This window comes from Shewanella sp. S1-58-MNA-CIBAN-0166 (assembly GCF_040310085.1).
Taxonomy (GTDB): Bacteria; Pseudomonadota; Gammaproteobacteria; order Enterobacterales; family Shewanellaceae; genus Shewanella.
In genome coordinates, this window is sequence record NZ_JBEOPN010000032.1 from 21,646 (window position 1) to 47,261 (window position 25,616).

23 protein-coding genes are annotated in these 25,616 nt (G+C 42.0%); 6 read left to right on the forward strand and 17 right to left on the reverse strand.

Features of this window, described 5'->3' with window-relative positions:
* Positions 1 to 32: 32 nt before the first annotated feature.
* Positions 33 to 923: a hypothetical protein gene (locus AAEY99_RS17185; protein WP_351011355.1), complete on the reverse strand. Its 891-nt coding sequence runs from the start codon at positions 921 to 923 to the stop codon at positions 33 to 35.
* A 499-nt stretch (positions 924 to 1,422) separates the two neighbouring features.
* Between AAEY99_RS17185 and AAEY99_RS17190 the strand changes: the two genes are divergently transcribed.
* Positions 1,423 to 4,419 (forward strand): UvrD-helicase domain-containing protein, encoded by a 2,997-nt coding sequence (locus tag AAEY99_RS17190; protein ID WP_351011356.1) that lies wholly within the window; start codon positions 1,423 to 1,425, stop codon positions 4,417 to 4,419.
* 142 nt (positions 4,420 to 4,561) lie between these two features.
* Here the strand turns inward: AAEY99_RS17190 and fis are convergent, their stop codons facing one another.
* The 3 genes from fis to prmA form a co-directional block, all read right to left on the reverse strand.
* Positions 4,562 to 4,867 carry a DNA-binding transcriptional regulator Fis gene (gene fis / locus AAEY99_RS17195; protein ID WP_011635942.1) on the reverse strand — a complete coding sequence of 102 codons (306 nt, stop codon included), beginning with the start codon at positions 4,865 to 4,867 and terminating at the stop codon, positions 4,562 to 4,564.
* Between the two features lie 23 nt (positions 4,868 to 4,890).
* A complete protein-coding gene (dusB, locus tag AAEY99_RS17200) occupies positions 4,891 to 5,853 on the reverse strand; it encodes a tRNA dihydrouridine synthase DusB (protein WP_011635943.1) in 963 nt (320 codons plus the stop codon).
* Positions 5,854 to 6,150: 297 nt separating this feature from the next.
* A complete protein-coding gene (gene prmA / locus AAEY99_RS17205) occupies positions 6,151 to 7,032 on the reverse strand; it encodes a 50S ribosomal protein L11 methyltransferase (protein ID WP_162022207.1) in 882 nt (293 codons plus the stop codon).
* A 553-nt stretch (positions 7,033 to 7,585) separates the two neighbouring features.
* Here prmA and AAEY99_RS17210 point away from each other — a divergent pair.
* The 3 genes from AAEY99_RS17210 to AAEY99_RS17220 are packed head-to-tail and all read left to right on the forward strand — an operon-like array spanning position 7,586 to position 11,066.
* Positions 7,586 to 8,329, forward strand: a complete 744-nt coding sequence (locus AAEY99_RS17210) for a fumarate reductase cytochrome b subunit (protein ID WP_101086266.1) — start codon at positions 7,586 to 7,588, stop codon at positions 8,327 to 8,329.
* 9 nt (positions 8,330 to 8,338) lie between these two features.
* Positions 8,339 to 10,339 (forward strand): fumarate reductase flavoprotein subunit, encoded by a 2,001-nt coding sequence (locus tag AAEY99_RS17215; RefSeq protein ID WP_351011358.1) that lies wholly within the window; start codon positions 8,339 to 8,341, stop codon positions 10,337 to 10,339.
* 1 nt (position 10,340) lies between these two features.
* Entirely contained in the window at positions 10,341 to 11,066 is a 726-nt protein-coding gene (locus AAEY99_RS17220; RefSeq protein WP_101086264.1) for a fumarate reductase iron-sulfur subunit, read from the forward strand.
* A 377-nt stretch (positions 11,067 to 11,443) separates the two neighbouring features.
* Here the strand turns inward: AAEY99_RS17220 and rho are convergent, their stop codons facing one another.
* Positions 11,444 to 12,706 carry a transcription termination factor Rho gene (rho, locus tag AAEY99_RS17225; RefSeq protein ID WP_059747484.1) on the reverse strand — a complete coding sequence of 421 codons (1,263 nt, stop codon included), beginning with the start codon at positions 12,704 to 12,706 and terminating at the stop codon, positions 11,444 to 11,446.
* Positions 12,707 to 12,928: 222 nt separating this feature from the next.
* A complete protein-coding gene (gene trxA, locus AAEY99_RS17230) occupies positions 12,929 to 13,255 on the reverse strand; it encodes a thioredoxin TrxA (protein ID WP_011635949.1) in 327 nt (108 codons plus the stop codon).
* A 153-nt stretch (positions 13,256 to 13,408) separates the two neighbouring features.
* On the opposite strand from trxA, the gene rhlB reads away from it, so the two are divergent.
* Positions 13,409 to 14,713, forward strand: a complete 1,305-nt coding sequence (rhlB, locus tag AAEY99_RS17235) for an ATP-dependent RNA helicase RhlB (RefSeq protein WP_101086263.1) — start codon at positions 13,409 to 13,411, stop codon at positions 14,711 to 14,713.
* Between the two features lie 3 nt (positions 14,714 to 14,716).
* Entirely contained in the window at positions 14,717 to 15,658 is a 942-nt protein-coding gene (locus AAEY99_RS17240) for a Ppx/GppA phosphatase family protein (RefSeq protein WP_182744807.1), read from the forward strand.
* Between the two features lie 113 nt (positions 15,659 to 15,771).
* Here AAEY99_RS17240 and AAEY99_RS17245 read toward each other — a convergent pair whose 3' ends face one another.
* The 11 genes from AAEY99_RS17245 to ubiE form a co-directional block, all read right to left on the reverse strand.
* A complete protein-coding gene (locus AAEY99_RS17245) occupies positions 15,772 to 16,323 on the reverse strand; it encodes a thioredoxin family protein (RefSeq protein WP_101086261.1) in 552 nt (183 codons plus the stop codon).
* 228 nt (positions 16,324 to 16,551) lie between these two features.
* Positions 16,552 to 17,565: a porphobilinogen synthase gene (gene hemB, locus AAEY99_RS17250; protein WP_101086260.1), complete on the reverse strand. Its 1,014-nt coding sequence runs from the start codon at positions 17,563 to 17,565 to the stop codon at positions 16,552 to 16,554.
* Between the two features lie 14 nt (positions 17,566 to 17,579).
* Entirely contained in the window at positions 17,580 to 19,505 is a 1,926-nt protein-coding gene (locus tag AAEY99_RS17255; RefSeq protein ID WP_351011361.1) for a sensor domain-containing diguanylate cyclase, read from the reverse strand.
* On the reverse strand, positions 19,502 to 20,320 hold the full coding sequence (locus AAEY99_RS17260) for a TatD family hydrolase (protein ID WP_101086258.1): 819 nt from the start codon (positions 20,318 to 20,320) through the stop codon (positions 19,502 to 19,504). The genes AAEY99_RS17255 and AAEY99_RS17260 overlap by 4 nt, the downstream gene beginning before the upstream one ends.
* An 18-nt stretch (positions 20,321 to 20,338) precedes the next feature.
* Positions 20,339 to 20,875, reverse strand: coding sequence for a hypothetical protein (locus tag AAEY99_RS17265; RefSeq protein ID WP_192115386.1), 537 nt, complete (start codon positions 20,873 to 20,875; stop codon positions 20,339 to 20,341).
* A gap of 45 nt (positions 20,876 to 20,920) precedes the next feature.
* The gene (gene tatC, locus AAEY99_RS17270; RefSeq protein ID WP_101086256.1) at positions 20,921 to 21,667 is read right to left on the reverse strand and encodes a twin-arginine translocase subunit TatC; all 747 of its coding nucleotides are present in this window, start codon (positions 21,665 to 21,667) and stop codon (positions 20,921 to 20,923) included.
* A gap of 3 nt (positions 21,668 to 21,670) precedes the next feature.
* Entirely contained in the window at positions 21,671 to 22,084 is a 414-nt protein-coding gene (tatB, locus tag AAEY99_RS17275) for a Sec-independent protein translocase protein TatB (protein ID WP_101086255.1), read from the reverse strand.
* Between the two features lie 6 nt (positions 22,085 to 22,090).
* A complete protein-coding gene (tatA, locus tag AAEY99_RS17280) occupies positions 22,091 to 22,330 on the reverse strand; it encodes a Sec-independent protein translocase subunit TatA (RefSeq protein ID WP_101086254.1) in 240 nt (79 codons plus the stop codon).
* A 110-nt stretch (positions 22,331 to 22,440) separates the two neighbouring features.
* On the reverse strand, positions 22,441 to 24,090 hold the full coding sequence (gene ubiB, locus AAEY99_RS17285) for a ubiquinone biosynthesis regulatory protein kinase UbiB (protein WP_101086253.1): 1,650 nt from the start codon (positions 24,088 to 24,090) through the stop codon (positions 22,441 to 22,443).
* Entirely contained in the window at positions 24,087 to 24,707 is a 621-nt protein-coding gene (locus tag AAEY99_RS17290) for a ubiquinone biosynthesis accessory factor UbiJ (protein WP_101086252.1), read from the reverse strand. Before AAEY99_RS17290 ends, ubiB begins: the two co-directional genes overlap by 4 nt.
* Entirely contained in the window at positions 24,707 to 25,462 is a 756-nt protein-coding gene (gene ubiE / locus AAEY99_RS17295; RefSeq protein WP_011635964.1) for a bifunctional demethylmenaquinone methyltransferase/2-methoxy-6-polyprenyl-1,4-benzoquinol methylase UbiE, read from the reverse strand. Before ubiE ends, AAEY99_RS17290 begins: the two co-directional genes overlap by 1 nt.
* Positions 25,463 to 25,616: the final 154 nt, after the last annotated feature.

Here is a 25,616-nt window from a genome sequence, read left to right on the forward strand (position 1 = left end):
CGGCAGTATTGCCGGCATATGGAGTATTCGACTTAAAGACCGCTTGATAAGCGAATGGTATTTTGAATGGTGTTAGTGACTTCTGCATTCACTGTTTGGCTCACCGCTTGCGTCACTTGTTCGCGAGTGTTCTGCTGCATGAGTTCACTTGCACTTGCCTGTAACTGTTGTTGCACTGCGCTGGTTGCTGCGGCATTGATGGCCGATGATGTTGTCCCAGAAACTGCCGCGCTTACTGAATCAGATACTGCTGTGCTAGTGGCAAACAGTGTATCGGCACTCATACGTGATTGAATCTCTTCTGCGGCGGTGTTCGCACCAAGTTGTGCTGCGTTTACTGTCGCTGCTGCGGTGTTGAGTGATGTCTCTGCTTGATTAACCGATAACTCTGTTGCTGCAGATAATCCGGCAGAACCAGATGCTATTACTTGAGTTGACACCAATTGCGCAGCCGTCGAGGCGTTATTAATCAGGCTATTAGCTATGCCAGCACCAACAGTTGTGGTGTTGGCTAATTGGTTATTAGCAAGTGTTGTTGCTGAGTCAGCGTTGGTGATTGATGTATCAAGTGCTGACGTTACCGTAGTGAGCATTTCTGTTGTGGGTATGGTTATCGCAACTTGGTTGTCAGTTGTGGCTGCCATTTCAGTTGATGAAGTTTGCGTGGAGTCACTCGAGCCGCCTGACTCTGCTTCATTTGAAGCAGTTTGATCTGAGGCGGTGTTGGTCGGCTCGCTTGAGGCAATTGTTGACTCATTATTGCTTTGTGTTTCAGCGTTAGCATTTGGGCTATTCTGTTGGTTTTGGCTTAATTGAACATCAGCTTGGGCTGATACGGTTGTCGATGCTGACATTTCGGCACTTATTGCCATGGTTGAGAAACAAGCCAGAGCAATAATCGTTGGTTTAAGTAATGTTTTCATTTTTAATTCCCTCGTAATGTCGTGATTGACACTGTGATAACGAGGCGGCCGTCGATTCTATTCCATTTATTTTTTCTTAATTGGCATTATTGTCTTGCGCGGTGAACGTGAAATTAATAAGTGATTGTTTAATATTGTTATTTTGTTTTTATCTTTATTGATGTAAAAAGACTAAATGATGCTTAGATAGACATCTCTACTGAAATATAACCATCGTTTAGTGCAGTTGCTTGAAAATAAATAGTGGTTTTGTCGCCCGCTGGGATTCGTCGGCAGAACTAGCGATTGAGCCGCGGACAAATGTCATGCTCAGTATGTTAAATGCTGTGTATATGTTTACTTTTATGGTTAATGTAAATCAATTATCATTGGTATCAGCGCGAAAGCCCATTGAGTCATTCGCACACCCAGTATTGTCCGTAATGAATGCTTAATTACGATATAGTTATCTTAAATATAAGCCGGTTACCCCTGAAACCATTGAGTCGTAGGTTTTACTTTGTCATTAGAAAATTCAGTTAACTTTATCCCTCATAGTTGGTTTGGGCATTTGTATCAGCGTGACGTAAATGCGATCAAATTGACGCAAGAGGGTATGACTTTTATGCCTAGCCAAGGCCGATTTTTAGCAAGATTTCGGCATACCAATAAACCGCTTATTATGGGGCAATTATCATGGCAGCAATTAGATCATCCGCCACTGTTTAGTGCCAGTTTACTCGGTAACTTACTGATTTTTAAGACGGCTGGTGCTCATTATCAAATTCCATTTTTAAGTTATTTGGCTAAATCTCATTTTAAGCAACAGGTCGAAATACTCTGGGCTTTATCTCATCAAAAATCGCTTTGCGATTTGATATTACGAGTTGAAAAAGCCATATCAAGCCGGTATTTACGCCAGTCATTACTAGAAAAAATGCGCGCTAGAATCGAGCGTGAGTATTTTCGCTGGTTTCCCTGGAGTGAAGGGGTCGAGTTACCCGCCAATATACGTACCGCATTAATTCAACTACACGCTTTTTACCACTGGAATAAAGCGGATATAGATCGCCTACGTGAAGGCTATATTCAATCGCAGTTACTCGCATTTGCAGACTTTTTTGATCATGTGGAGTCACAGCCATTAACCGATAAGCAGCGCCGAGCATCTATTATCGATGATGATAATAATCTACTGCTCGCGGGCGCTGGCACGGGGAAAACCAGTGTAATGGTAGGCCGTGCAGGCTATTTACTAAATAGTGGCCAAGCTAAAGCTAATGACATTCTATTACTGGCTTATGGCAAAAAAGCCGCCATGGAAATGGATCTGCGAATTAAACACAAACTGGGCAGTGATGATATTAAGGCCAGTACTTTTCACAGTTTAGGCCTGAAAATTATTGCCGATGTTGAAGGTGTGAAACCTAGCTTATCAGCGTGGGTAAATGATGAACCCGCCAAAGACAAATGGGTGCACGATAGATTAGAAGTTTTGATTGAAAATGAATCTTATCGTAAACAACTTTTTGACTATTTCAGTCGTTATTATTACGTTGAAAAAAGCCCATTCGAATTTTCAACACAAGGTGAGTATTTTGAATATTTAAATGATAACGACATTCGCTCATTGAAAGGTGAGAGGGTCAAAAGTTTTGGTGAGTTGCATATCGCCAATTGGTTGTTTACCAATGGCATAGAGTATCAATATGAAGCCAAGTATGAATTTGATGTCAGCACGGTTGATTTTCGCCAGTATCAAGCTGATTTTTATCTACCTGAATATGAGGTTTATATTGAATATTATGGCATTGATGAAGCCAATAATACGGCTCCTTATATCGATCAAGCAGCCTATTTAGCATCAATGGAATGGAAACGACTGTTACATCATCAGCGCCAAACCAACTGCATCGAATTATTTTATTATCAGCACAAGAAAAATCAGTTAATCAACAAGCTTGAGCAAGCTTTAACGGTATTTAAAGTTAACTACTCACCTTTACCCGATGACGCGATATTGGCAACTCTTTATGAGCTTGGGCGAGTGACTGAGCTGGCAAAATTGTTTAGTCAGCTCATTGGCTTATACAAAGCAGCTTGTATTGACGAGGCTGGGCTGGAAAAGGTATTTGCCAATGCTGCTGATGCGGCCCAAACGCGTAAAGCATTTGAATTACTCGAACCCATTTTACAGCAGTACCAACAGTACTTATCAGCTCACGGTGATATCGACTTTGAGGACATGATAGCCAAAGCGCTCGCATACCTGCAAAGTGGTCAATATGTCAGTCCATGGCGATATATCATGGTCGATGAGTTTCAAGATATTTCAGAACCCAGAGCGCGTTTAGTGCGAGCCTTGCGAGATTCGCGCACGAAAAAAGGTAACAGCGATACTTCATTATTTTGTGTTGGCGACGATTGGCAGGCTATTTATCGCTTTAGTGGTGCAGATGTCCGTTTAACGACTCAATTTAAACGTTATTTTGGCCATGCCAGCGAAACGCATTTGGATCTTACTTTTAGATTTAATAACCGTATCGGTGAAGTGGCTAGCGCTTTTGTGAGTAAAAACCCGCATCAACTCAACAAAGATATCCATTCATTGGTACAAGTTGCCAAGCCTGCAGTATCAATACTTCGTCGTGGTACCAATGAGGGCGCAACTAAAGATGAGCTGAGTAACAACGCATTAGAGCAAGCCTTAAATGCTCTGGCCGTCCGCGTTACTCAAGCTGGTGATAAGCTTAAAGCTAAACCGACAGTATATTTGCTGGCCCGTTTCTGGTTTCAGTTGCCAGATAAAGACATGTTGCGTCAGTTAACGGCTAAATACCCGATGTTCGTGATTGAGTGTTTATCGTTTCATGCTTCCAAAGGTAAAGAGGCCGACTATGTGGTGATTATGGGAATGACCCAAGGCATACATGGATTTCCGTCGAAAAAAATAACGCCACCTTTACTTGATGCATTTTTACCTAAAGCTGAAAATTTTGAGTTTGCAGAAGAACGGCGTTTATTTTATGTCGCGCTAACCCGCGCAAAGCACCGAGTTTACGTTATCGCCGATATGACCAATGTGAGCCCATTTATTGTGGAACTGATCCAACAAGATTATGCCGTTGAACAACAAGAATTTAGTACGTCTTTGGTGCAATCCTTGTTTGAACAAATTAACTGTGTCCGATGTACCACTGGGATATTAAAACCACGAGTGGGCAAGTTCACATCATTCTTTTCTTGCTCACTCTTTCCATTATGCGATCACAAAGAAGCAGGCTGTGACGAATGCGGCAGTCCGATGACACGTAAACGTTTTATCGGTTTCAAGGTATGTCTCAATGACAGTTGTAGCCATATGGCGCCGATATGTAACGTCTGTGGCGGTGATATGAACTTAAGAGAAAGTGCTAGAGGTGCTTTTTGGGGCTGTAAAAATTATCGAGGTAACCGCGTGCCTAGTTGTAGCAATACCATTGATAAAGCCAAAATCTCTCCGCAACAGGTGCAGTAGTTATTAGAAATGGATGACTGTTTCTACTCGTATATAACACTTGCTGATAAGTGATGTGTTACTACGAGTGTAACTGATAAAACAAAACGGGCTTATCATTGCTGATAAGCCCGTTTCATTACAATCACTTAGACGCTAGGTCTTAGTTCATGCCGTATTTCTTTAATTTTTTACGTAAAGTACCACGGTTGATACCTAACATATTAGCAGCGCGCGTTTGGTTGCCACGAGTGTGTTGCATGATGATGTCTAGTAAAGGTGCTTCAACTTCGCACAATACCATTTCATATACTTCAGAAGCTTCCTGACCGTCTAACTGAGAGAAGAAGTTAGTCACGGCACGTTTTACTGCGTCACGTAATAACTGCGGCTTGATAGTGCCGTTTGCTGTTTCGATTTTGCCTACGGTAAGCTGGTGAACTTCTGTGTTAGTTGTCTGATCAAACATTCTATTCTGCTCTTTATTAAATTCTAAACTAATTCATCAAAATAACATTCTACGAGGGAATGTTGCTGGGCAGCGGTTTCAAGCCGATTGAAGTCAGCACGAAATTGGCGCTGTTCCTCATGGTTTAGGTACCACCCGACATGCTTTCTAGCAAATCGGACACCTTTGTATTCGCCATATAAGTCATAAAGTTTCTTAAGGTGTTCAAGCATCACACTGCGTTGCTCTTCTGCCTTAATTGGCGCTAACTTTTTACCTGTTTCCAGATAATGTAGGATTTCTTTAAAAATCCAAGGCCGTCCTTGTGCACCTCTTCCAATCATCAGGGCATCGGCGCCAGTGTAGTCAAGTACAAACTTGGCTTTCTCTGGTGTGTCGATGTCCCCGTTAGCGACAACAGGAATTGAGACATTCTGTTTAATTGCTTTAATGGTGTCGTACTCGGCAAAGCCTTTGTACATGCATTGTCTGGTTCGGCCGTGAACGGCGAGCGAGACAATGCCACAATCTTCAGCAATTTGGGCTATTTCAACACCATTACGATGTTCAGGCTCCCAACCCGTGCGTATCTTTAACGTTACTGGCACGTCTACTGCAGCAACCACGGCTTGTAAAATCTCTTTTACTAAGCTGGGGCTTTGCATTAACGCAGAACCAGCAAATTTTTTATTCACTTTCTTTGCTGGACAGCCCATATTGATATCAATGATGTGCGCACCTTGTTCAACGTTGAACTTAGCGGCATTGGCCATTAAATCAGGATCTGCACCTGCTATTTGTACGGAGCGTATTCCTTCTTCACCAGAATGCATCATGCGCTGGCGGCTTTTGTCGCTGTCCCAAACGTCGGGATTCGATGAAAGCATTTCTGATACGGCTAAAGCTGCGCCATAGCGTAAACAGAGATTTCGGAAGGCCTGATCGGTGACACCTGCCATTGGTGCCACAATCAGCTGATTAGACAGTTGATACGGGCCAATTTGCATTTCGGACTTCACCTTGCTCTCCAAAGGGGCGCTATAGTAGCCCTTTTTTACGGCCGTGAAAAGGTCAATAAATGACCTAAATGCAACTTTTTTGCTTGACTTTTATTAGCCGTCACATCTTTGACTAATAATTGGCGTTTTTCGGCCATTTTTGAGCACTGGTGCGTGTTGCAGAGAGACGTTTTCATATATACCAGTGTCAATTATTGATGTTAACAACCTGTAAACGAGAATTTACGCACGCAATCCGCTCATAATATAGCCCATAATTGAGTGCGTTTTAGGCTTGTGGGCAGGCTACTTACGTATTCCTGTTAAGCGACTCCAGTCTTCTTTGTTACATACTGGATCCATGATGAACCATTGGCTGTAGAAGTCGGATACTTCTTGTGCTTGTTCTTGCAATAAACCCGATAGCGCCAGTTTGCCACCTATTTTGACTTTTTCAGCTATCAGCGGTGCTAGCTCTTTTAACGGACCGGCAAGAATATTGGCGACTAATACGTCTGCTTGTAAGTTGGCTGGTTGATCTTCTGGTAAATATAGGGCCAATTTATCCACTACGTCGTTACGTTCAGCATTGGCTTTTGAAGCGTCAATAGCCTGATAGTCAATATCAACACCTGTTACTTTCTTGGCGCCGAGTTTGATTGCGGCAATAGCCAAAATACCCGATCCACAACCAAAATCGATGACTTCTTGGTTTGATAAATCTAGGCTGTCTAACCATTCTAAACATAAGGCCGTGGTAGGGTGAGTACCTGTACCAAAGGCTAAACCTGGATCGAGAATGACGTTAACCGCAGTCGGATCAGGAATTTCACGCCAGCTAGGGCAAATCCATAAACGTGTACCAAATTGGATTGGGTGAAAGCTGTCCATCCATTCGCGGATCCAGTCTTTATCTTCGACTTGTTCAATTTTATGATTAAAGCCTTTGCCTAAAAATGGCATCGATTCTAAAAATTCGATTGTGGGTGCTAAGTTAGTACCTGCATCAAACAATGCAATCATTACGGTATCTTGCCACAGCGGTGTTTCACCTAACTTAGGTTCGAAAATAGGCTCGTCTTGGCCATCTTCGTAGGTGATGGAAAGTGAACCGTGATCCATTAATAAGTCGCCAAGCAAGTCGGCGTTATCGCGATGAGTGTGAATGCGTAATTGGATCCAAGCCATGGGATTTTCCTAACTGTGGTAAAAGTAATATCAAATTGGCGCTTATTATACCCAAGTTATTTTAAGATGCTCGTTTAGGTGAGAGTTTATTGGTTGTTTGCTAGATGAAGATGGACCATTTTCGGTCACGTTTATATTAAAAAGCGCGCAGGATATTGCTGATGATTAGAAAACAGGTAAGTTAGTCCCGAAACTTACTGAATGTGTTGGTGAGTCAGTTGCGTTAAATTTGATCTGTCCTGGTCGCGAAAATATCACTCAGGTCATGTTGCTATTACGCGATAAATTACGTCAATATTGCCCGTAATTATTAGCGTTACGACACCTTTTTAGATACACGTTAGATTGTTTTATCTACCGAATACTCGTTTCGATATTTAGTTAACTATCAGTATTGTTTAAGTTTTTATTTGCTAGTTTGTGTGACATGCTTCTAACTCCCGCTTAATAATAGGTGAACATTATCACGGTTTGATCATTGTTCATTGCCGCTATTCAAAAACTCTTGATATGGTCAATACTTGTTATTGTGCTTAACAGGATATGATGCTTTATGGCTGCGAATTCTTTGCAAACGAAAGTCGACAGTGCGGTAAATACCGACAAAGGTTTTGCTCACCCTCTTTGGGCTGCTCGAGCGGATAAACTACAAAGTTTGTCCGGTGTAATACTGGGACTTTTTCTAGTGATGCATTTGCATTTTGAGTCGAGTATTTTGTTTGGCAAAGAAGCCTTCTACCAAGTGGCACAGTTTCTTGAGGGTGGAATATTCAGTGAAACTGGTCATGGTTACCCGCTGGTAACTCAAATTTTTTCCTGCTTTATGTTATTGGTAGTACTGATCCATGCGGTATTTGCATTACGGCGTTTTCCGACTCAATTAGGCCAATGGCGCGCCTTACGCAATCAAATGCGTTTTTTACCTCATGAAGATACCAAAATCTGGTTTTGGCAAATGATCACTGGTTTTTTATTGTTCTTCCTCGTACCAACGCACTTATTCACCATGATAACCAATCCTGAAATAGGCCCACATCTTTCGGCCGAGCGTGTGTACCACCTTAATGCTTGGGTTTTATATATCCTGCTATTACCTGTTGTAGCAGTGCATGGCGTATTTGGTTTATATCGAGTAGTGGTGAAATGGGGCTTGGTTGAGCAACGCTTTGCCATGCTCAAATTTGCTAAGGTGCTGTTAGCGTATTTAATGGTGCTAGGAGTAGCGAGTTTGCTGACTTATATTTTTATTGGCCGTTCTTTGGCGTTACCTGTGGTGCCATATGTGTCGATGTTATAAGGAATTAAAATGAAAATTATTTATACCGACACCTTGGTAGTAGGCGCTGGACTGGCAGGGTTAAGAGTCGCGATAGCCTCAAAAGAACGTGGCCTCGATACCTTGGTGTTATCGCTTGTTCCCGCTAAGCGATCGCACTCTGTCGCTGCCCAAGGTGGCATGCAAGCCAGTTTAGCCAATACCATAAAAGGTGAAGGTGATGATGAAGACATCCATTTTCAAGATACGGTAAAAGGTTCCGATTGGGGCTGCGATCAAGATGTTGCTCGAATGTTTGCTCACTGTGCACCCAAAGCGGTAAGAGAGTTAGCTCAGTGGGGCGTTCCTTGGACTCGAGTAACTAAAGGCGATAGACAAGTTATTGTTAATGCGGAAAAAGTGACTATCACTGAAGCAGAAGCTGCTCATGGACTCATTAACGCGCGTGATTTTGGGGGTACCAAAAAGTGGCGTACTTGCTATACCGCAGACGGTGCAGGTCATTCTTTATTGTATGCCGTCGATAATAAGGCTATTTCGCTAGGTATTCCTGTGCATGAGCGGATGGAAGCATTAACGCTTATTCATGATGGAGTGCGTTGCCATGGTGTCATCGCTCGTTGCTTAATTACGGGTGAATTACGCGCTTACATCGCTAAATCTACCACTATTGCCACAGGTGGCTATGGGCGGATTTATGTGGTGTCGACCAATGCCATTATTTGTGAGGGGATTGGTCAAGCATTGGCGCTAGACACTGGCGTCGCGACGCTGGGCAATATGGAAGCGGTACAGTTTCACCCTACGGCTATTGTTCCAGTGGGTATTTTAACGACGGAAGGTTGCCGTGGTGATGGTGGTGTGCTGCGTGATAAAGACGGTTACCGCTTTATGCCCGACTATGAACCAGAGAAAAAAGAACTGGCTTCGCGAGATGTTGTGTCTCGTAGAATGACTGAGCATATGCGCAAAGGAAAAGGCGTAAATAGCCCTTATGGGCCGCATTTATGGCTGGATATTACCTTATTAGGTCAAAAGCACATTGATACCAATTTGCGTGAAGTTAAAGAGATTTGTGAGAACTTTTTAGGTATTGATCCGGTTAAAGATTGGATCCCTGTTCGGCCTACACAACATTATTCTATGGGCGGTATTCGTACTAAAGCCAATGGCGAAAGTCCACAATTATCAGGGCTGTTTAGTGTTGGAGAAGCGGCTTGTTGGGATATGCACGGCTTTAATCGACTCGGTGGCAACTCCCTAGCAGAAACTGTGGTTGGCGGAATGATTATCGGTAAGTACGTCGCTGACTTTGGTGAGCAAAATAGTTTGGTCGTTGATACCGATTTAATCGCCCAGTTTGGTAAGCAGTTACAAACAGAAGTTGATCAGCTTATTGAAGGCGAAGGAACAGAAGATCCATTTAAACTTAAAGCTGCAATGCAAAAAATCATGATGGATTACGTCGGTATTTTCCGCAATGGGCCTGAACTTGAACTGGCTGTTAACCAATTAACTGAACTGCTTGAACGTTCGAAAAACCTCGGGTTAAAGTGCAAAAAACGTCATGCAAATCCTGAGCTTGTTGAAGCGTTACGCGTCAAACGAATGTTGAAAGTGGCAGTGACCGTTGCATGCGGGGCGCTTGCTCGTACCGAAAGTCGAGGCGCGCATTCTCGCGAAGATTTTCCACAGCGTAATGACCAAGACTGGTTGAACCGTACCTTAACAAGTTGGCCAGATGCGAATAGTTTACGACCAGAAATGAGTTATGAAGCCCTTGATGTGATGCGAATGGAATTACCGCCTGGTTATCGAGGTTATGGTGTTGATAATGCGATTGCTCATCCTGATACCCAAAAACGTCAGCAACAGGTTGAAGCTATTTTAGCTGAACTCGGTGACGATGCAGATAGGTATGCCAAGCAAGCGGCATTAATGCCTTATGAGTTACCTGAAGAATATCAACCACGTAATCAGCGATTCACTGATATTTTAGCCAAAATCAACGCTGAGTCTGGAGAAAAGTAATATGAGCCAAGCACGCACGTTAACTTTTTCAATTTTTCGATATGACCCGCAAGAGCCTGGCGACAAACCTAAAATGGTGAGTTACAGCTTAACAGAGGCACCCGGAATGACGGTGTTTATCGCGTTGAATCAGCTACGTGAAACACAAGATCCATCACTACAATTTGATTTTGTTTGTCGTGCGGGGATTTGCGGCAGTTGTGCCATGGTGATCAATGGTTTTCCGACGTTAGCTTGTCGAACCTTAACCGCTAATTATCCAGATGGACATATTAAATTGATGCCATTACCTGGCTTTGATTTAATTGGCGATCTGTCGGTGAATACCGGTAAATTTATGCGCGAATTATCTGAGCGTTTATCGTTGTGGTTGCATCCGAATAGTGCAGATAATGATATTCATCGTATCGAAACGCCGATGTCACCGGAAGAAGCAACCAAGCTTTATGAGTTAGAGCGATGCGTAGAATGTGGTGTATGTGTTTCTGCTTGTGCGACTAAACAAATGCGTGACACTTTTGTTGGCGCAGTCGGTATGATGAAAATTGCCCGTTTTGAATTAGACAGCCGTGATACTCGAACCGCAGATGATTTTTACCATGTCATAGGTAATCAAGATGGCGTGTTTGGTTGCATGACGTTACTCGGCTGCCAAGATACTTGCCCGAAAGATTTACCGCATATGCAGCAAATTGCGTATTTACGTCGGAAAATGGCATCTGTTTAGGTGGAAAGAGCGGTAGCGAACGGTAAAACGATAACAGGCGATAGCAAGCGATAGAAGTACAAAGACTAGATGCTAGAGCGCTTAGCTGCTAGATGCTATACAAGCTAATGCTTTAAAAGCGGGGGGATCGATAACGAACGGTAAAACGATAACAGGCGATGGCAAGTGGAAAGACTAGATGCTAGAGCGCTGCGCTGCTAGAGTGCTACGCAGCTACAGACGATACAAGCTAAAGCTTTTATAGCAGCGAAGCGTACTATCAGGACGAAGTCCGCTCTAGATTCTAGGCATGGCTTTGGTTAGTAACCTTGATATACATATAAAAATGCCGCTAAATTAGCGGCATTTTTGCGATTATTTTGCGTTTAGGTAATTAATTACTTAGCGCGTTTCATTGCTGTGAAGAATTCTTCGTTAGTTTTGGTCATAGCCAATTTATCGATTAAGAATTCCATCGCAGAAACTTCATCCATTGGATGTAAGATTTTACGTAAAATCCACATTTTTTGAAGTTCTTCAGTTGTCGTTAGCTTTTCTTCACGACGAGTACCAGAGCGATTGAAATCAATCGCAGGGAATACGCGTTTTTCAGCAGCTTTACGAGAAAGGTGTAACTCTTGGTTACCAGTACCTTTAAATTCTTCGTAGATTACTTCGTCCATTTTCGAGCCTGTATCAACCAAGGCTGTGGCGATAATGGTTAAGCTGCCACCGTGTTCAATGTTACGTGCAGCACCAAAGAAACGCTTTGGACGATGCAGTGCGTTAGCATCAACACCACCGGTTAACACTTTACCCGATGAAGGGATGACGGTGTTATAAGCACGGGCTAAACGAGTAATCGAATCTAACAAAATGACGACGTCTTTTTTATGCTCAACTAAACGTTTTGCTTTCTCGATAACCATTTCGGCTACTTGAACGTGACGGCTGGCTGGTTCATCAAAGGTAGAAGCAATCACTTCGCCTTTTACCATACGCTGCATTTCGGTCACTTCTTCAGGACGTTCATCGATAAGTAATACCATTAACACCACATCTGGGTTGTTATAAGTAATACTTTGAGCAATATTCTGTAGTAACAATGTTTTACCGGCTTTTGGCGGCGCAACAATCAAACCACGTTGGCCTTTACCGATTGGAGAACAAAGATCAAGAATACGCGAGGTGATGTCTTCTGTTGAACCATTACCGCGCTCCATGCGAAGGCGTTCTTCTGCATGTAATGGGGTTAAGTTTTCAAACAGGATTTTGTTGCGAGAGCTTTCTGGTTTATCAAAGTTGACTTCACTGACTTTCAACAGTGCAAAATATCTTTCGCCTTCTTTCGGCGGTCGAATTTTACCAAAAATACTGTCACCAGTACGCATGTTAAATCGACGAATTTGACTTGGAGAAACATAAATATCGTCAGGACCCGCAAGGTATGAGCCATCTGAACTTCTTAAAAATCCAAATCCGTCTTGGAGGATTTCTAATACACCGCCACCGAAGATGTCTTCTCCGCTTTTAGCGTGAGCTTTCAAAATTGAGAAGATGATATCTTGTTTACGGGTACGAGCCATATTTTCCAGATTCATGCTTTCAGCAAGCGAAACTAGATCTGAAATTGGCGTGTCTTTTAATTCTGTTAAATTCATGTATGGGAGTCTTGTTTTGCGCGACGAAGCTTACCGCAATCAATCAGCAAGTTTGAAAAGATATTTTATGATTGATAAACGAGAAGAGGTTAATTGAAAAAATCTGATGAATAAATTAGCACTTTATATGTTGGCCGTCCAGAAATTTAGCGTAAATAAAATCTAAAAACGGCACAAATTGTTCAAAACTTGTGCCGTTTAACATTTCTAGGCTATTTCTAGTTAGATTTTAGCGTCAATGAATTCTTTTAGTTGCGTCTTTGATAGTGCACCAACTTTAGTTGCCACTAGCTCGCCACCTTTGAACATTAACAATGTTGGAATACCGCGTACGCCGTATTTCGCAGGTGAAACGTTGTTTTGGTCAACGTTTAGTTTTGCGACGGTTAGTTTGCCTGCGTACTCTTCGGCAACATCGTTTAGGATTGGGGCAATCATTTTACAAGGACCACACCACTCAGCCCAGAAGTCGACTAATACTGGTGTTTCAGACTTTAATACGTCGTTTTCAAAGCTGTCATCGCTTAGGTATACAATTTTATCGCTCATGTAGTTCTCCAGATTTGGTTCCATTGCTAGTTTATTAATGGCTTACCATGTATATTGGGTCAGTTAAATAGCTTTTCAAGAGACCGTTTTAGTAATGTAGCTATTTCAAACGATCGAATCTTTTTTTGCAACCCCTACAGGTATGCTTGTGCTATGAGCCAAACACATTTATCGACCCAGAAATTCGCCGACTTCCCTTTAAAGCCCGAAATACTCGCGGCATTGAACGAGAACGGCTTTGAGTTTTGCACGCCAATACAGGCGTTATCTTTACCTATTTTACTTAATGCAAAAGATATTGCCGGACAAGCCCAAACCGGCACCGGTAAAACTATGGCATTTTTAGTGGCCACATTTAACCACTTACTCAATGTTGCTGCACCTGAGAGTCGCAAAGCAACCGAACCCCGCGCTATTATTATGGCGCCAACGCGAGAATTAGCAATTCAGATTGCTAAAGATGCCAAGTTATTAGCGGCACATACAGGCTTAAAAGTTGGTATTGTTTACGGTGGCGAAAGCTATGAAACCCAACGTGCTGTATTAGACAAAGGCGTTGATATTCTGATTGGTACAACCGGACGTATTATTGATTATGTACGTCAGGGTGTCATTAGTCTAAGCCACATTCAAGCCGTAGTGCTTGATGAAGCCGACCGTATGTTTGATCTTGGTTTTATTAAAGACATTCGCTTTTTGTTCCGCAGAATGCCTGATGCTAAGTCACGTTTGAATATGTTGTTTTCTGCCACGCTTTCAATGAAAGTGCAGGAATTAGCATACGATCATATGAATGATCCTGAAAAAGTTGAAATCGAACCATTAGAAAAAACTTCTAAAAATATCAAAGAAGAAATTTTCTATCCGTCGATGGAAGACAAGATGCGTTTATTACTGAGTCTAATCGAAGAAGATTGGCCAGATAAAGCGATTGTGTTTTCGAACACAAAACACAGCTGTGAAAAGTTGTGGTCTTATTTAGAAGGTGATGGTCATCGTGTGGGTTTGTTAACCGGCGATGTTCCGCAAAAGAAGCGTATTCGCATTCTTGAGCAATTTACCTCAGGTGATATCGATGTTTTAGTGGCAACAGATGTGGCCGCTCGTGGGTTACATATTTCTGATGTGTCACATGTATATAACTATGATTTACCTGATGATTGTGAAGATTATGTGCATCGTATTGGCCGAACAGGTCGTGCGGGACAGAAAGGTATTTCAGTCAGTTTTGCTTGTGAAGAATATGCACTGAATTTACCTGAAATTGAAACTTATATTAATCATTCAATTCCAGTATCTAATTACGATAAAGATGCGTTACTAGATGATATTCCGCCTCCGGCGCGTATTCATCGTAAGCCTCCTACATCTCGGACTCGTGATGGTGGAAGTAAAGGTGCGCATCGTAGTGGTGGAAATACTTCGCGTCCGCCACGCCATAGGACTCGTAGACCATAGTCAATGCCATTGTTAACTGTATCTCAGCCGTATGCGGCGATAACATTAGGTTCTAACAGTTTCAATATGTTAGTGGCTAATTCGGTGGGTAATAAGCCGATTGTTATCGCTAAATATAAACGCAAAGTACGCCTTGCCGAAGGTATAGGTGATGACGGTATGTTGTCTGAACCTGTTATGCTGCGTGGTTTAGAATGCTTAGCCATGTTTGCCGACATGTTAGCGCAGCACCATATCGATAGCGCTAATGTGGCTGTATTTGCTACCGCTACTTTGCGTGTTATCCGTAATGCCGATGAATTTCACCAGCGAGCGATGCCAATATTGTTGCATCCAATCGAGGTCATTTCGGGGTTGCGCGAAGCTGAACTGATTTATCAAGGTATGGTGGCCACCACTAAAGGTGAGGGACGCCGGTTAGTGATTGATATTGGCGGCGCTAGTACCGAGTTTATTATTGGTGACGGCAGTCAGGTGTTGTTTAAAACCAGTTTGCCAATGGGGTGCGTGCTATTTAATCAACGATTTTTTAGTCATGCGCCGCTTCAAAGCATCGATTTTGAACAGGCCGTAGATTACGTTAATACGATTTTGGCAGAACATCGTCCTCACTTACTCAATTTAGGGTGGCAAAGTGTTGTAGGGGCTTCTGGTGCGGTTCAATCAGTGGTATCGGTGTTACAGCATCGACAACGCTCTGAAGTGATTACCCTTAAGATTTTGTATGCTTTTCGTGATGAAATATTATCGCAAGCAGATGCAAGGCTTAGTGGTATTAACGGTTTAAATGCCGAACAAGCTCCCACATTTGCTGCGGGAGTTGCGATTTTAATCGCGTTGTTTGAAAGTCTATCAATGAGTCGTTTACATCTTGCTGGTGGTGCACTTCGCGAAGGCGTATTACAACTGTTAGCCGATCGCATAGCCGCTAAAGTCTCGTTGTAGTTACTGACATAAGCGTAATAAAAAATAGGTCACCATTGGTGACCTATTTTTTTGATTATTAAGTTATTACTTTTAGTTGTTTAAACAAAAATTTTCAATAACTTCTTACATAACTACTTTAAAATCTCAACTAAATCGGCTTCCAGTGTGGCTTGAGGGCGTTCAACGATACGACCTAGCTCATTGCCTTGCTGTTTAACAATAAACGTTGGAATGCGGCTGAACGCATATTTTGCCGCTAAACCTTCAGGGTCCTGCTTGCTTCGGTCGACACCAATGTATTCAACTTCAATGTTGGGATTGGCTGCCGCTTCAATAATTCGCATAAAGTGCGGTGTTTCGCGATGGCAGTCAGGGCACCAAGTGCCAATAATCACGACTATTTGCGTCGGTTCATTAATGGCTTTGAGTACATCGATTGCTTGCGCATCAACTTGGTAATTGGTAAACCCTTCAGTATAGCCTGGTAATTCAGTCGTTAGAGTTTGTGGTTGGATTACGCCAGTTAAAATCACTTCTTGTTTCTCCTCGCTGCATGTTGCCATAAAGCCTTGTTGATCTTTTTCAAATGCGCAACCTGAATTCGCAGATGCGGCCATAGGCAGCATTTGGGCACTGAAAAAGAGTGCCGTGGTGGCCAATAATGTTCTAACGTTATTGTGCATGATAATGTCTCGCTTAAGAAGAAAATACTGTTCTTGAGTGTATTCAAGCATGCTTAAACAGGGCTGTTAAGAGACTATGAGCTATGATGTAGAGCTGATCACGATAATGAGGTGTATGTGACTTGCCCCACGAGGAAATCGAATTAAAACCGACGCAAAGTAGGCGGTGTTAAATTAAAAAAGCCAACCCGAGATGGATTGGCTTTATAACCACTTAATATCGGAGGTTTATGAGTTTTGTTCTTTAAGCCACTGAGCAGCACGTTTAGCAAAGTAGGTTAAAATACCATCAGCACCAGCGCGCTTAAAGCAAAGTAATGACTCCATCACAATGGCTTTTTCTGCTAACCAACCGTTTTGAATAGCAGCCATGTGCATGGCGTACTCACCACTGACTTGGTAAGCAAATGTTGGCACTGCTAATTCAGTTTTGACACGGCGTACTATGTCTAAATAAGGCATCCCTGGTTTAACCATGACCATGTCAGCACCTTCTTGAATATCTAATGCCACTTCGTGTAATGCTTCGTCGCTATTGGCCGGATCCATTTGGTAGCTGTGTTTATTGCCACCTTTTAAATTACTAGCCGATCCGACAGCATCACGAAAAGGACCATAATAACTTGAGGAATACTTAGCGGAATAAGCCATGATCTGAGTATTCACAAAGCCATTTTCTTCAAGGGCTTGGCGAATTGCACCTATACGACCGTCCATCATGTCTGATGGCGCGACAATATCTGCCCCTGCAGCGGCATGAGATAAAGCCTGCTTGACTAGGATCTCGGTGGTGATGTCATTCATGATATAACCAGTGTCATCGATAATACCGTCTTGACCATGAGTCGTGTAGGGATCTAAAGCTACATCAGTCATGATACCAAGCTGTGGGAATGCTTGCTTTAATTCACGCACGGCACGCTGCACTAATCCATCTGGATTGTACGACTCTTCCGCAAGTAAACTCTTTTTATCCGCTGGCGTCACGGGGAATAATGCAATAAGCGGAATGCCAAGCTCAACCAGCTCAGCGGCTTCTTTTAACAATAGATCAACTGAAAATCGTTCAATTCCTGGCATTGAAGCAATTTTTTCTGAGCGTTGAAAACCTTCTAACACAAACATTGGATAAATGAGATCGTTAACTGTTAAGGTATTTTCAGACATTAAACGACGGCTAAATTCATGTTTACGCATGCGGCGCATTCTGCGCTGTGGAAAGGCACTAGTAATAATATTCAATTTCGACTCCTGGTTTAGATCTCGTCTGTTTCGAGCGGGTAATAGCAGACTTTGTTACGGCCACTGCGTTTGGCTTTATACAGGGCTTTATCTGCTTGTTCTAGTAATAGCATTGGATGCTCATCACTGTCGATAATTGTCTCACTCACACCGATACTGACCGTTAAGGGTATCGTGTAACCATTATGGGCAATGGTAAGATCGCTGATAGCTTGGCGAATTTGCTCCGCAACTAGCACAGCACCTTCTATATCTGTACTAGGTAATATAATAGCAAATTCTTCACCACCAAAACGTGATACGAGATCCGTTGGACGTTTAATGTATTCACATAATGTATTTGCAATCATCTTTATGGTGAAGTCGCCACTAAGGTGACCATATTGGTCATTGATATTTTTAAATTTATCGATATCAATCATTAACAAAGACATCGGTGTCTGTTGGCGTCGGCTAATACGGCCTTCTGCAATGAGGCGACGATCAAAAGCACTACGATTCTTCACTCCAGTAAGGCTGTCTATGGTGTTTTGTTCTGTCAGCTTTTGATTCACCTCATTGAGTTCACGTAAGGTAATTTCTAATTCAAGTGTCCGTTCTTGAACCATTTGCTCAAGTTTTTCACTATTTCCAGCCTCACTACGCAGTGCTTCTTCACGGATTTCTCGCAGCCGTTGTTCTTGCTCTAATGTCTGTTGCTGGATCTCAAATTTAGCCTTTCGTTCATCGTTATAACGTAAGGCGAGCACTGCCGCCATGGTGATGACTTCAAAAGTGAGTCCTATCATTACGGGGATCTGTGGCGATATGTTTAGGGTGATTAGACCGAGATAAATTAGCCCTGTAATGATGCACCCAATCATTAAGCCCATACGGCCAATGGCATATAAAGGGGCATTGCGTTGGCCGCTAAAAGCTTGGATTAATGAGAAAGCCATTAGGATTGTGCTGATAGTTAACACCACAAATGCTAAAACATACAGAGCAAAACTGTAGTTAATAAATGGCATGATGATCGTTAAGCCAAAACAGAGCACTGCCATGATGCGACAAATACGCAGCATTTTTAGATTATGATATTTTAGTTGCAATACTTTTTCAGTAAACATCAATGAAAAACCCAATGTTAATGGGATAATAATAATGAAAATATACTGTTGTATAATGGGCCATTGAGGCCACAAATAGCGAAATGATACGCCATGAATTGTCGCCGTGAGTAACGTAAGCCCTAATACATAGCCGCTGTAATAACTGTAACTATAAGATGCCGACGCGAGCGCGATAAATAAACTGAACAAGCAAATAGCGAGTAATAATCCTATTTGCATGCCATTAAACAAATTCTTAGTTTCAGTGAGTTGGGTTAGGTCGTTTGATGACCACAACACTAATGGCAAACTGATGCTACCTTTGCTGTTTATTTTTAAATAAAAAGTATGTGTATCACCAGGTTCAAAATTAACTGGGTATAAAAAGATATTGCTTTGTAATGGTCGTTGCTTAAACGGTAAGGAGTCGCCCATTATTTCAGTACTGACCAGTTCCCCATTGATCAGGTGGTATATTTTAACACTGTCGAGTAATGGGTTATCTAAGGCAATAATGCGTGATAGATGGTCGTTGGGATTAAATATACTAAAACTCACCCAATAGTTTTTAATGCCTATTTGATATGGTTGATTGGTATCAAGTTTTTTCCAGCTGTTTTCTGGCAGTTGTAATAATGTGGTTAGAGTTTCAATATCATTACTTTGATTGGCATAAACCCAGTCGTGTAATTCAATTTTTGTTATGGAGTCTGATGTCAGTCTAAGCGGTACTCCAGAGAGTGTATTAGCCCAACAGTTTTGGCTAATCAACAGCAAAAATAATCCAATTAACACCCTAAAGTGATATTTACATTGCTGTTGTAACTGATGAGTTATGATGGCCATCATGAGTTATTATTCACGCTAAAATGAACTGGCAGTTGGAAAAAGTCACAACTGTTTTTATAACATTCTTGCGCTAATGATTGTACTGATTGTTGGCGTAAATTGGCCATGTATTCGACAATATAAGGTAAGTATTGGGGTAGATTTTTACTCGATTTAGGTTTAGGTCGCATACTGCGAGGTAATAAGTAAGGACTATCGGTTTCTGCCATAATGCGATTATTAGGAATTAATGGTACTAATTGAGCAAGGTCTTGCCCTCGACGTTCATCGCAAATCCACCCAGTAATGCCAATATATAAATCAGCGGCTAAGCACTCAATTAACTCATCTTTACTGCCAGTAAAGCAGTGTAGTAAGGCATTAGGGAGATGAGCTCGATACTCATTTACAATGGCGATAAAATCGCTATGCGCTTCACGACAATGCATCAGCACTGGCATATTGAGTTCGCAAGCTAGCTCTAATTGCGCTGCAAATGCCTTTCTTTGTACCGGGCGTGGTGAAAAGTCACGATTGTAGTCAAGCCCACATTCACCAATAGCTACCACGGTGTCTTGTTTGGCCAGCTGAGTTAAACGTGCTTTGCTATGTTGATCCCAAGATGATGCATGATGCGGATGTACACCTGTCGTGCAGTAGAGTTGTTGCGGGTATTGTTGGCAGAGAGATATTGAGTCGGAGCTTTCATCGAGATCGCTGCCAATAACAATTAACGGCGAAACATGATGTTTCGCCGCGTCATTGATAATAGTGTCAATATCGTGCTTCAGCCTGTCGCTAAGCAGATTAACAGCAATGTCGATGTATTGAGTCATGTAATAAAAGTACTGTAGTTACTTTAATCGTCTAACTCGGGTAGTAGCATTGCGATCATCGCTACCCAATAAAAATGAATTCAATGCACCTGTTTCAATAAAGATGCGTTGACCTTTTTTGATTTTATAATACTTTGAGCTACTTTGCTTCCAGACTTGACCATTGCTGAGTGTTATCACAAATGCGCCTAACGCATCTTTCTTAACACTAATGACTTCAGAGTAAATCTTATCGACTTCATCTTCTATGACTTTCTTTTGTAAACCAAAATCATCAACGCTGAGTACTTGAGGACTTGTTGCAACCAAAGGTAACACAACGTTTGGTGTAGCGGGTGGCCTTGGAGCCTCAGATGGGGCAATCTTAGTTGTATTTGCCGTCGTCATTATGTGAGCACTGGGTTTAGCATTAGCAGCTAATTCGTCATAACAAGTTAATCGCACAGTTTTGTCCGTTTTAGCGGCACATATAGACAGTTGCTGGCCAAGATTGGTATTGGCATATGCATTAGCCGAGATCAATATGATCCCGACGGCAATTAAACTTAAACGCATTGATTCTTCCTTATTATTTTAGTCTGTAGAGCCTTTCTTTATCGCTTAATTTTCAGCTTCTTCGTTCTCTGGCTCATCTTCTTTTTTGCTGTAGAAACGTGCGGCGATTAGTCCACCTTCAAACAATAACAGCATTGGTACGGCTAGCATAGTCTGCGAGATAATATCGGGCGGTGTGAGTACCATGCCAACAACAAAAGCTCCTACTACAATATAAGGGCGTTTTTGGCGTAACTCATCGGGTGTTGTAACACCAGCCCAGCAAAGCAAGACGACTGCTACAGGTATTTCAAAAGCTAAACCAAAGGCAAAAAATAATTTTAGAATAAAACTCAAATAACTGCTGATATCAGTAGCAACTTGCACGCCTTCTGGAACGACACTGGTGAAAAACCCAAATACAACTGGGAAAACAATATAGTAGGCAAAGGCTATTCCAAGATAAAACAACAGAGTGCTGCTGGCTAACAAGGGAACAACTAAGCGTTTTTCATGTTTATATAACCCAGGCGCTACAAAAGACCATACTTGATAAAGCACATAGGGAATGGCGATGAAGAATGCTAATACTAGTGTTAATTTAAAGGGTGCAAAAAAAGGCGCGGCTACGTCGGTTGCAATCATACTGCCCGTTTCTGGAAGCGAGCGCATTAAAGGCAGAGCTATGTAGTGATAAATATCGTTAGCCCAATACACAATAGTAATGAATACCAATAACACGCTGCCAATGGCTTTAAGCAATTTGTTACGTAATTCAAGCAAATGGCTAATAAGCGGTTGCTGTTGCGACATGGATTATCCGTTTGATTTAGGGTTTGAACTGTTTTCGCTAGTCACTTCAGATGACTTAGCTTCTTTGACTGAAGGAGACTCGTCAGCTGATTTTTTTGGCTCGACAGGTGATGTGTCTTCAACCTTATAAGGACGATTCACTGATTCAGCGGCTTTTTTCAGCTGATCAATCGACTCTTGTAACTCTGGCGACAAATTGGCTAAACCTTTGCTTTCAGCTTTTTTTAAATCAGCATGTAACTGATCAATTTTAAGCTCTTGCTCAAGTTCATCTTTGACAGAGTTAGCCATGCGCTTAAGCGCACGGATCCAACCTGTTAACGAACGTACTGCAACCGGTAGTCTTTCGGGGCCTAGTACCACTAGCCCCAAAATACCGATCAGCAGCAGCTCCATAAAGCCGATACCGTCAAACATAATAAATTACGCCTGTTTATCTTTAGATTCTGTTTCAGGTTGCTTTTCTGCAGCCTGTTGCGAAGTCGCTGCCGTTTGGTCTTTGTCTTCTAGTGATTTACTTTCATCTTCTGGAGTCATGGCGTTTTTAAAGCCTTTTACTGCTCCACCTAAATCACCGCCCAAAGAACGCAATTTTTTAGTCCCAAATAATAGAATGACAATTAACGCTACGATTAGAAGCTGCCAAATACTGATGCCGCCCATGAAGATTTTCCTCTTTAAAGTAAAAATGGTTTTTGTAAAAAAGTTATTTCAAAATCCATAATAACACCCAATTCTTTAAGTATTATGAACCTCTAATAAATTAGTGCTAGCTAAAACTTACGATTCTTTGGCCTAGATCGCCATCCTATTGCCCAAATCAATATGCCTGCACCTATACAGGTATATGCAGGCCATAGTGTAGCTATTTGAGTAAATAAAATTGTGCCACAGATCAATAATACAGCCGAAGTGATAAGTAGATAATTACTCTTGTGAGATTTCTGTTGGTAGCGCAAGTACTTATCTAACATTTGCTGTTGAGTGCCGAGTAATTTACGGCCTAGTTTTAAATTGTCGTAAATCAATTCAGGAAACTCAGGGAGTTTATCGGCCCAAAATGGCGCATTTGATTTTACTTTATTGAACATGGCTTTAGGGCCAACTTGTTCTGACATCCAATTTTCTAGGAAGGGTTTGGCGGTTTGCCATAAATCTAATTGTGGATATAACTGACGGCCTAAACCTTCAATATACAGTAAGGTTTTTTCGAGTAACACCAATTGTGGCTGCACCACAATATCAAAATGACGCGCAGTTCTAAACAGCTCTAACAGAACATGACCGAATGAAATTTCATCCAATGGTTTATTAAACATGGGTTCGCAAACTACTTTTACAGCTTGTTCAAACGCAATAATATCTGTGTGTTCAGATACCCAACCTGACTCAATATACAGCTGGGCAATACGGTGATAATCGCGATTAAAAAAGGCTAAAAAGTTTTCTGCTAGGTAACGTTTATCCACTTCGGTTAATGTGCCCATAATGCCGCAGTCTAGGCCGATATAAAATGGGTCGTCTGGATGTTCACGACTGATAAAAATGTTGCCTGGATGCATATCTGCGTGGAAAAAATTGTCGCGAAACACTTGGGTGAAAAACAATTCTACACCGCGTTCAGCAAGCAGTTTAAAGTTGGTACCTTGAGCTCGTAACGCTTCGGTGTCAGAGACTGGAATACCGTAAATGCGTTCCATGACCATAAGGCGTTGATAACTGTGTTCTTCGTAAACAAAAGGCACATACAGCGAATTAGAATCCAGAAAATTATTGCGCAGTTTGATGGCGTTAAGCGCTTCTAGCTTTAAGTTTAGCTCGCCTAAAATGGTGGTGCGGTAATCTTCAATCACTTCTGCTGGGCGTAAACGATTACCGTCACCTAATAAGGTTTCGAGTAAGTTAGCCGTTTGAGTCATTAACTGTAAGTCAGCTAATATCTGCTGCTCAACATTAGGTCGCAGCACTTTAAGCACCACGGCTTTACCGTTAGATTTTAAGGTAGCGGTGTGTACTTGCGATATGGATGCAGAGGCAAGTGGTGTATCGTTAAAATCATCAAAATAGGTTGCGATAGGAGCACCAAGCTCAGCTTCAATGGCTTCTCGTGCTAAAGCAGAATCAAACGGTGGCACTCTGTCTTGCAACATGGCCAACTGATACGCCCATTCGTCGTCAAGTAAATCACGGCGAGTCGACAGCATTTGTCCTAATTTGATGTATACCGGCCCTAAATCTTGCATCGCTAATTTTAAGCGCTCTGCAGGCGATTTAGTTTTATGCTTATTACGGATCCAAAATAAGCTGTTGCGCACAATGGCGAAATACCAGGGCTTTTTGTGTTTAGGTATTAAGTCATCTAAGCCAAAATGCAGAATGGTTTTAATGACATGGTAACCACGCCTGATACTTGCAGTTGTCATTGCGTTATTTGATCTCTTAATTGGGCTATCTTGGCTTCGATACGTTCGGTTTGACTCACCAGTTCGTCCAGATTATCACGAAAATGTAGCCATTCGATTTTATGCGGCGCTAGGCGATATTCTTCAGTGGTTAACTGGCTGATGTGTGAGCGAGTTTTTTGTAAGACCAGCTTGATATCATGGTTAAATTGTTTTGCTGTAGCAACGAGTTTATGCGTCGGAGCATCACCAATATAACGTGATAATGGTTCGGCAAAATCAACATGAATATTCTGTAAATAATGGCTTAACGATTGCAGTAATTGAATATCGCCTTCCAAACTGAGTTTATCTTGTTTGATAAGCTCAGTTAAATTAGCGCCTTCAGTCAGCTGATATAATGTTGATACATCAGCACGTACGGTTACTGCTACATCACCTTCGTAATGGCTGAGTACTTGAATTTGTTTGGCAAACACCAAATAAATGGGCCAATTTAACTGACTCAGCTGGATACAAAATACTTTGCCGTGCAATGACTTTTGGCGAGCATAGTCACTTTTAGCCTGTGCTGGCAGTTGGTTAAAAGCGGTTTCAATGGCAGCACAAGTTAACAAAGCAAAGTGATTAGGGGTCATTAGAACTTATAACCTCTATGCAATGCGACAACGCCGTCTGTCATGTTGGTGTAGTCGACTTGTTCAAAACCTGCATCTACCATCATTTGTTTAAGCGTTTCTTGATCAGGATGCATCCGAATTGATTCGGCAAGGTATTCGTAGCTGTCAGCATCTTTAGTGATTAATGCGCCCATTTTAGGTAACACCTTAAAGCTATACATGTCGTAAACTTTACGCATTAATTCATGTTTAGGTGTTGAAAACTCAAGCACGAGTAGTTTTCCACCAGGCTTTAATACTCGTTGCATTGAACGTAACGCCGCATCTTTATCGGTAACATTACGTAAACCAAACGCGATAGTGATGATATCAAAATGGTTATCAGGAAACGGCAGTGCTTCAGCGTTAGCTTGAACATAGCTGACGTTATTGACGATACCTTTGTCACGTAATTTAGTGCGACCGACCTTGAGCATTGAATCATTAATGTCAGCAAGAACGACTTGACCTCTATCGCCGACTAAATGTGAAAACTTAGCCGTGAGATCGCCAGTACCACCGGCTAAATCAAGCACTTTCATTCCCGGTCTTGCAGCCGCGACTTCAATGGTGTGGCGCTTCCAAAAGCGGTGAACTCCAAAAGACATCACGTCATTCATAATGTCGTATTTTGCCGCGACGGAATGAAACACGTCAGCGACTAAGTCTGCTTTTTTATCGGCTTCGACAGTTTTATATCCAAAATGAGTGTTTTTCGGTTCGCCTTCAGACATCGGTATATTCCTATAATGTGCGATAATTAATAGCGAGTGTATGCCATTGCGAATGATTGCTGAAATGCTGTGGTGCGAGAGTGTGACAACAATCAATTAGTTGTCTTACCTTGCACCTAATATACATTTCACTTCAACTTGAACGCAGCAATGA

Excerpts from the sequence above, each read along its gene's own strand:
- rhlB (WP_101086263.1), top strand. The coding sequence starts at position 13,409 with ATGAGCCAAACACATTTATCGACCCAGAAATTCGCCGACTTCCCTTTA.
- ubiB (WP_101086253.1), bottom strand. The coding sequence starts at position 24,090 with ATGACAACTGCAAGTATCAGGCGTGGTTACCATGTCATTAAAACCATT.
- tatC (WP_101086256.1), bottom strand. The coding sequence starts at position 21,667 with ATGTCGCAACAGCAACCGCTTATTAGCCATTTGCTTGAATTACGTAAC.
- AAEY99_RS17265 (WP_192115386.1), bottom strand. The coding sequence starts at position 20,875 with ATGCGTTTAAGTTTAATTGCCGTCGGGATCATATTGATCTCGGCTAAT.
- AAEY99_RS17210 (WP_101086266.1), top strand. The coding sequence starts at position 7,586 with ATGGCTGCGAATTCTTTGCAAACGAAAGTCGACAGTGCGGTAAATACC.
- AAEY99_RS17290 (WP_101086252.1), bottom strand. The coding sequence starts at position 24,707 with ATGACCCCTAATCACTTTGCTTTGTTAACTTGTGCTGCCATTGAAACC.
- rho (WP_059747484.1), bottom strand. The coding sequence starts at position 12,706 with ATGAATTTAACAGAATTAAAAGACACGCCAATTTCAGATCTAGTTTCG.
- ubiE (WP_011635964.1), bottom strand. The coding sequence starts at position 25,462 with ATGTCTGAAGGCGAACCGAAAAACACTCATTTTGGATATAAAACTGTC.
- prmA (WP_162022207.1), bottom strand. The coding sequence starts at position 7,032 with ATGGCTTGGATCCAATTACGCATTCACACTCATCGCGATAACGCCGAC.
- fis (WP_011635942.1), bottom strand. The coding sequence starts at position 4,867 with ATGTTTGATCAGACAACTAACACAGAAGTTCACCAGCTTACCGTAGGC.
- trxA (WP_011635949.1), bottom strand. The coding sequence starts at position 13,255 with ATGAGCGATAAAATTGTATACCTAAGCGATGACAGCTTTGAAAACGAC.
- AAEY99_RS17245 (WP_101086261.1), bottom strand. The coding sequence starts at position 16,323 with ATGCACAATAACGTTAGAACATTATTGGCCACCACGGCACTCTTTTTC.
- tatA (WP_101086254.1), bottom strand. The coding sequence starts at position 22,330 with ATGGGCGGCATCAGTATTTGGCAGCTTCTAATCGTAGCGTTAATTGTC.
- AAEY99_RS17185 (WP_351011355.1), bottom strand. The coding sequence starts at position 923 with ATGAAAACATTACTTAAACCAACGATTATTGCTCTGGCTTGTTTCTCA.
- AAEY99_RS17240 (WP_182744807.1), top strand. The coding sequence starts at position 14,717 with ATGCCATTGTTAACTGTATCTCAGCCGTATGCGGCGATAACATTAGGT.
- dusB (WP_011635943.1), bottom strand. The coding sequence starts at position 5,853 with ATGCAAATTGGCCCGTATCAACTGTCTAATCAGCTGATTGTGGCACCA.
- AAEY99_RS17215 (WP_351011358.1), top strand. The coding sequence starts at position 8,339 with ATGAAAATTATTTATACCGACACCTTGGTAGTAGGCGCTGGACTGGCA.
- AAEY99_RS17255 (WP_351011361.1), bottom strand. The coding sequence starts at position 19,505 with ATGATGGCCATCATAACTCATCAGTTACAACAGCAATGTAAATATCAC.
- AAEY99_RS17220 (WP_101086264.1), top strand. The coding sequence starts at position 10,341 with ATGAGCCAAGCACGCACGTTAACTTTTTCAATTTTTCGATATGACCCG.
- tatB (WP_101086255.1), bottom strand. The coding sequence starts at position 22,084 with ATGTTTGACGGTATCGGCTTTATGGAGCTGCTGCTGATCGGTATTTTG.
- AAEY99_RS17260 (WP_101086258.1), bottom strand. The coding sequence starts at position 20,320 with ATGACTCAATACATCGACATTGCTGTTAATCTGCTTAGCGACAGGCTG.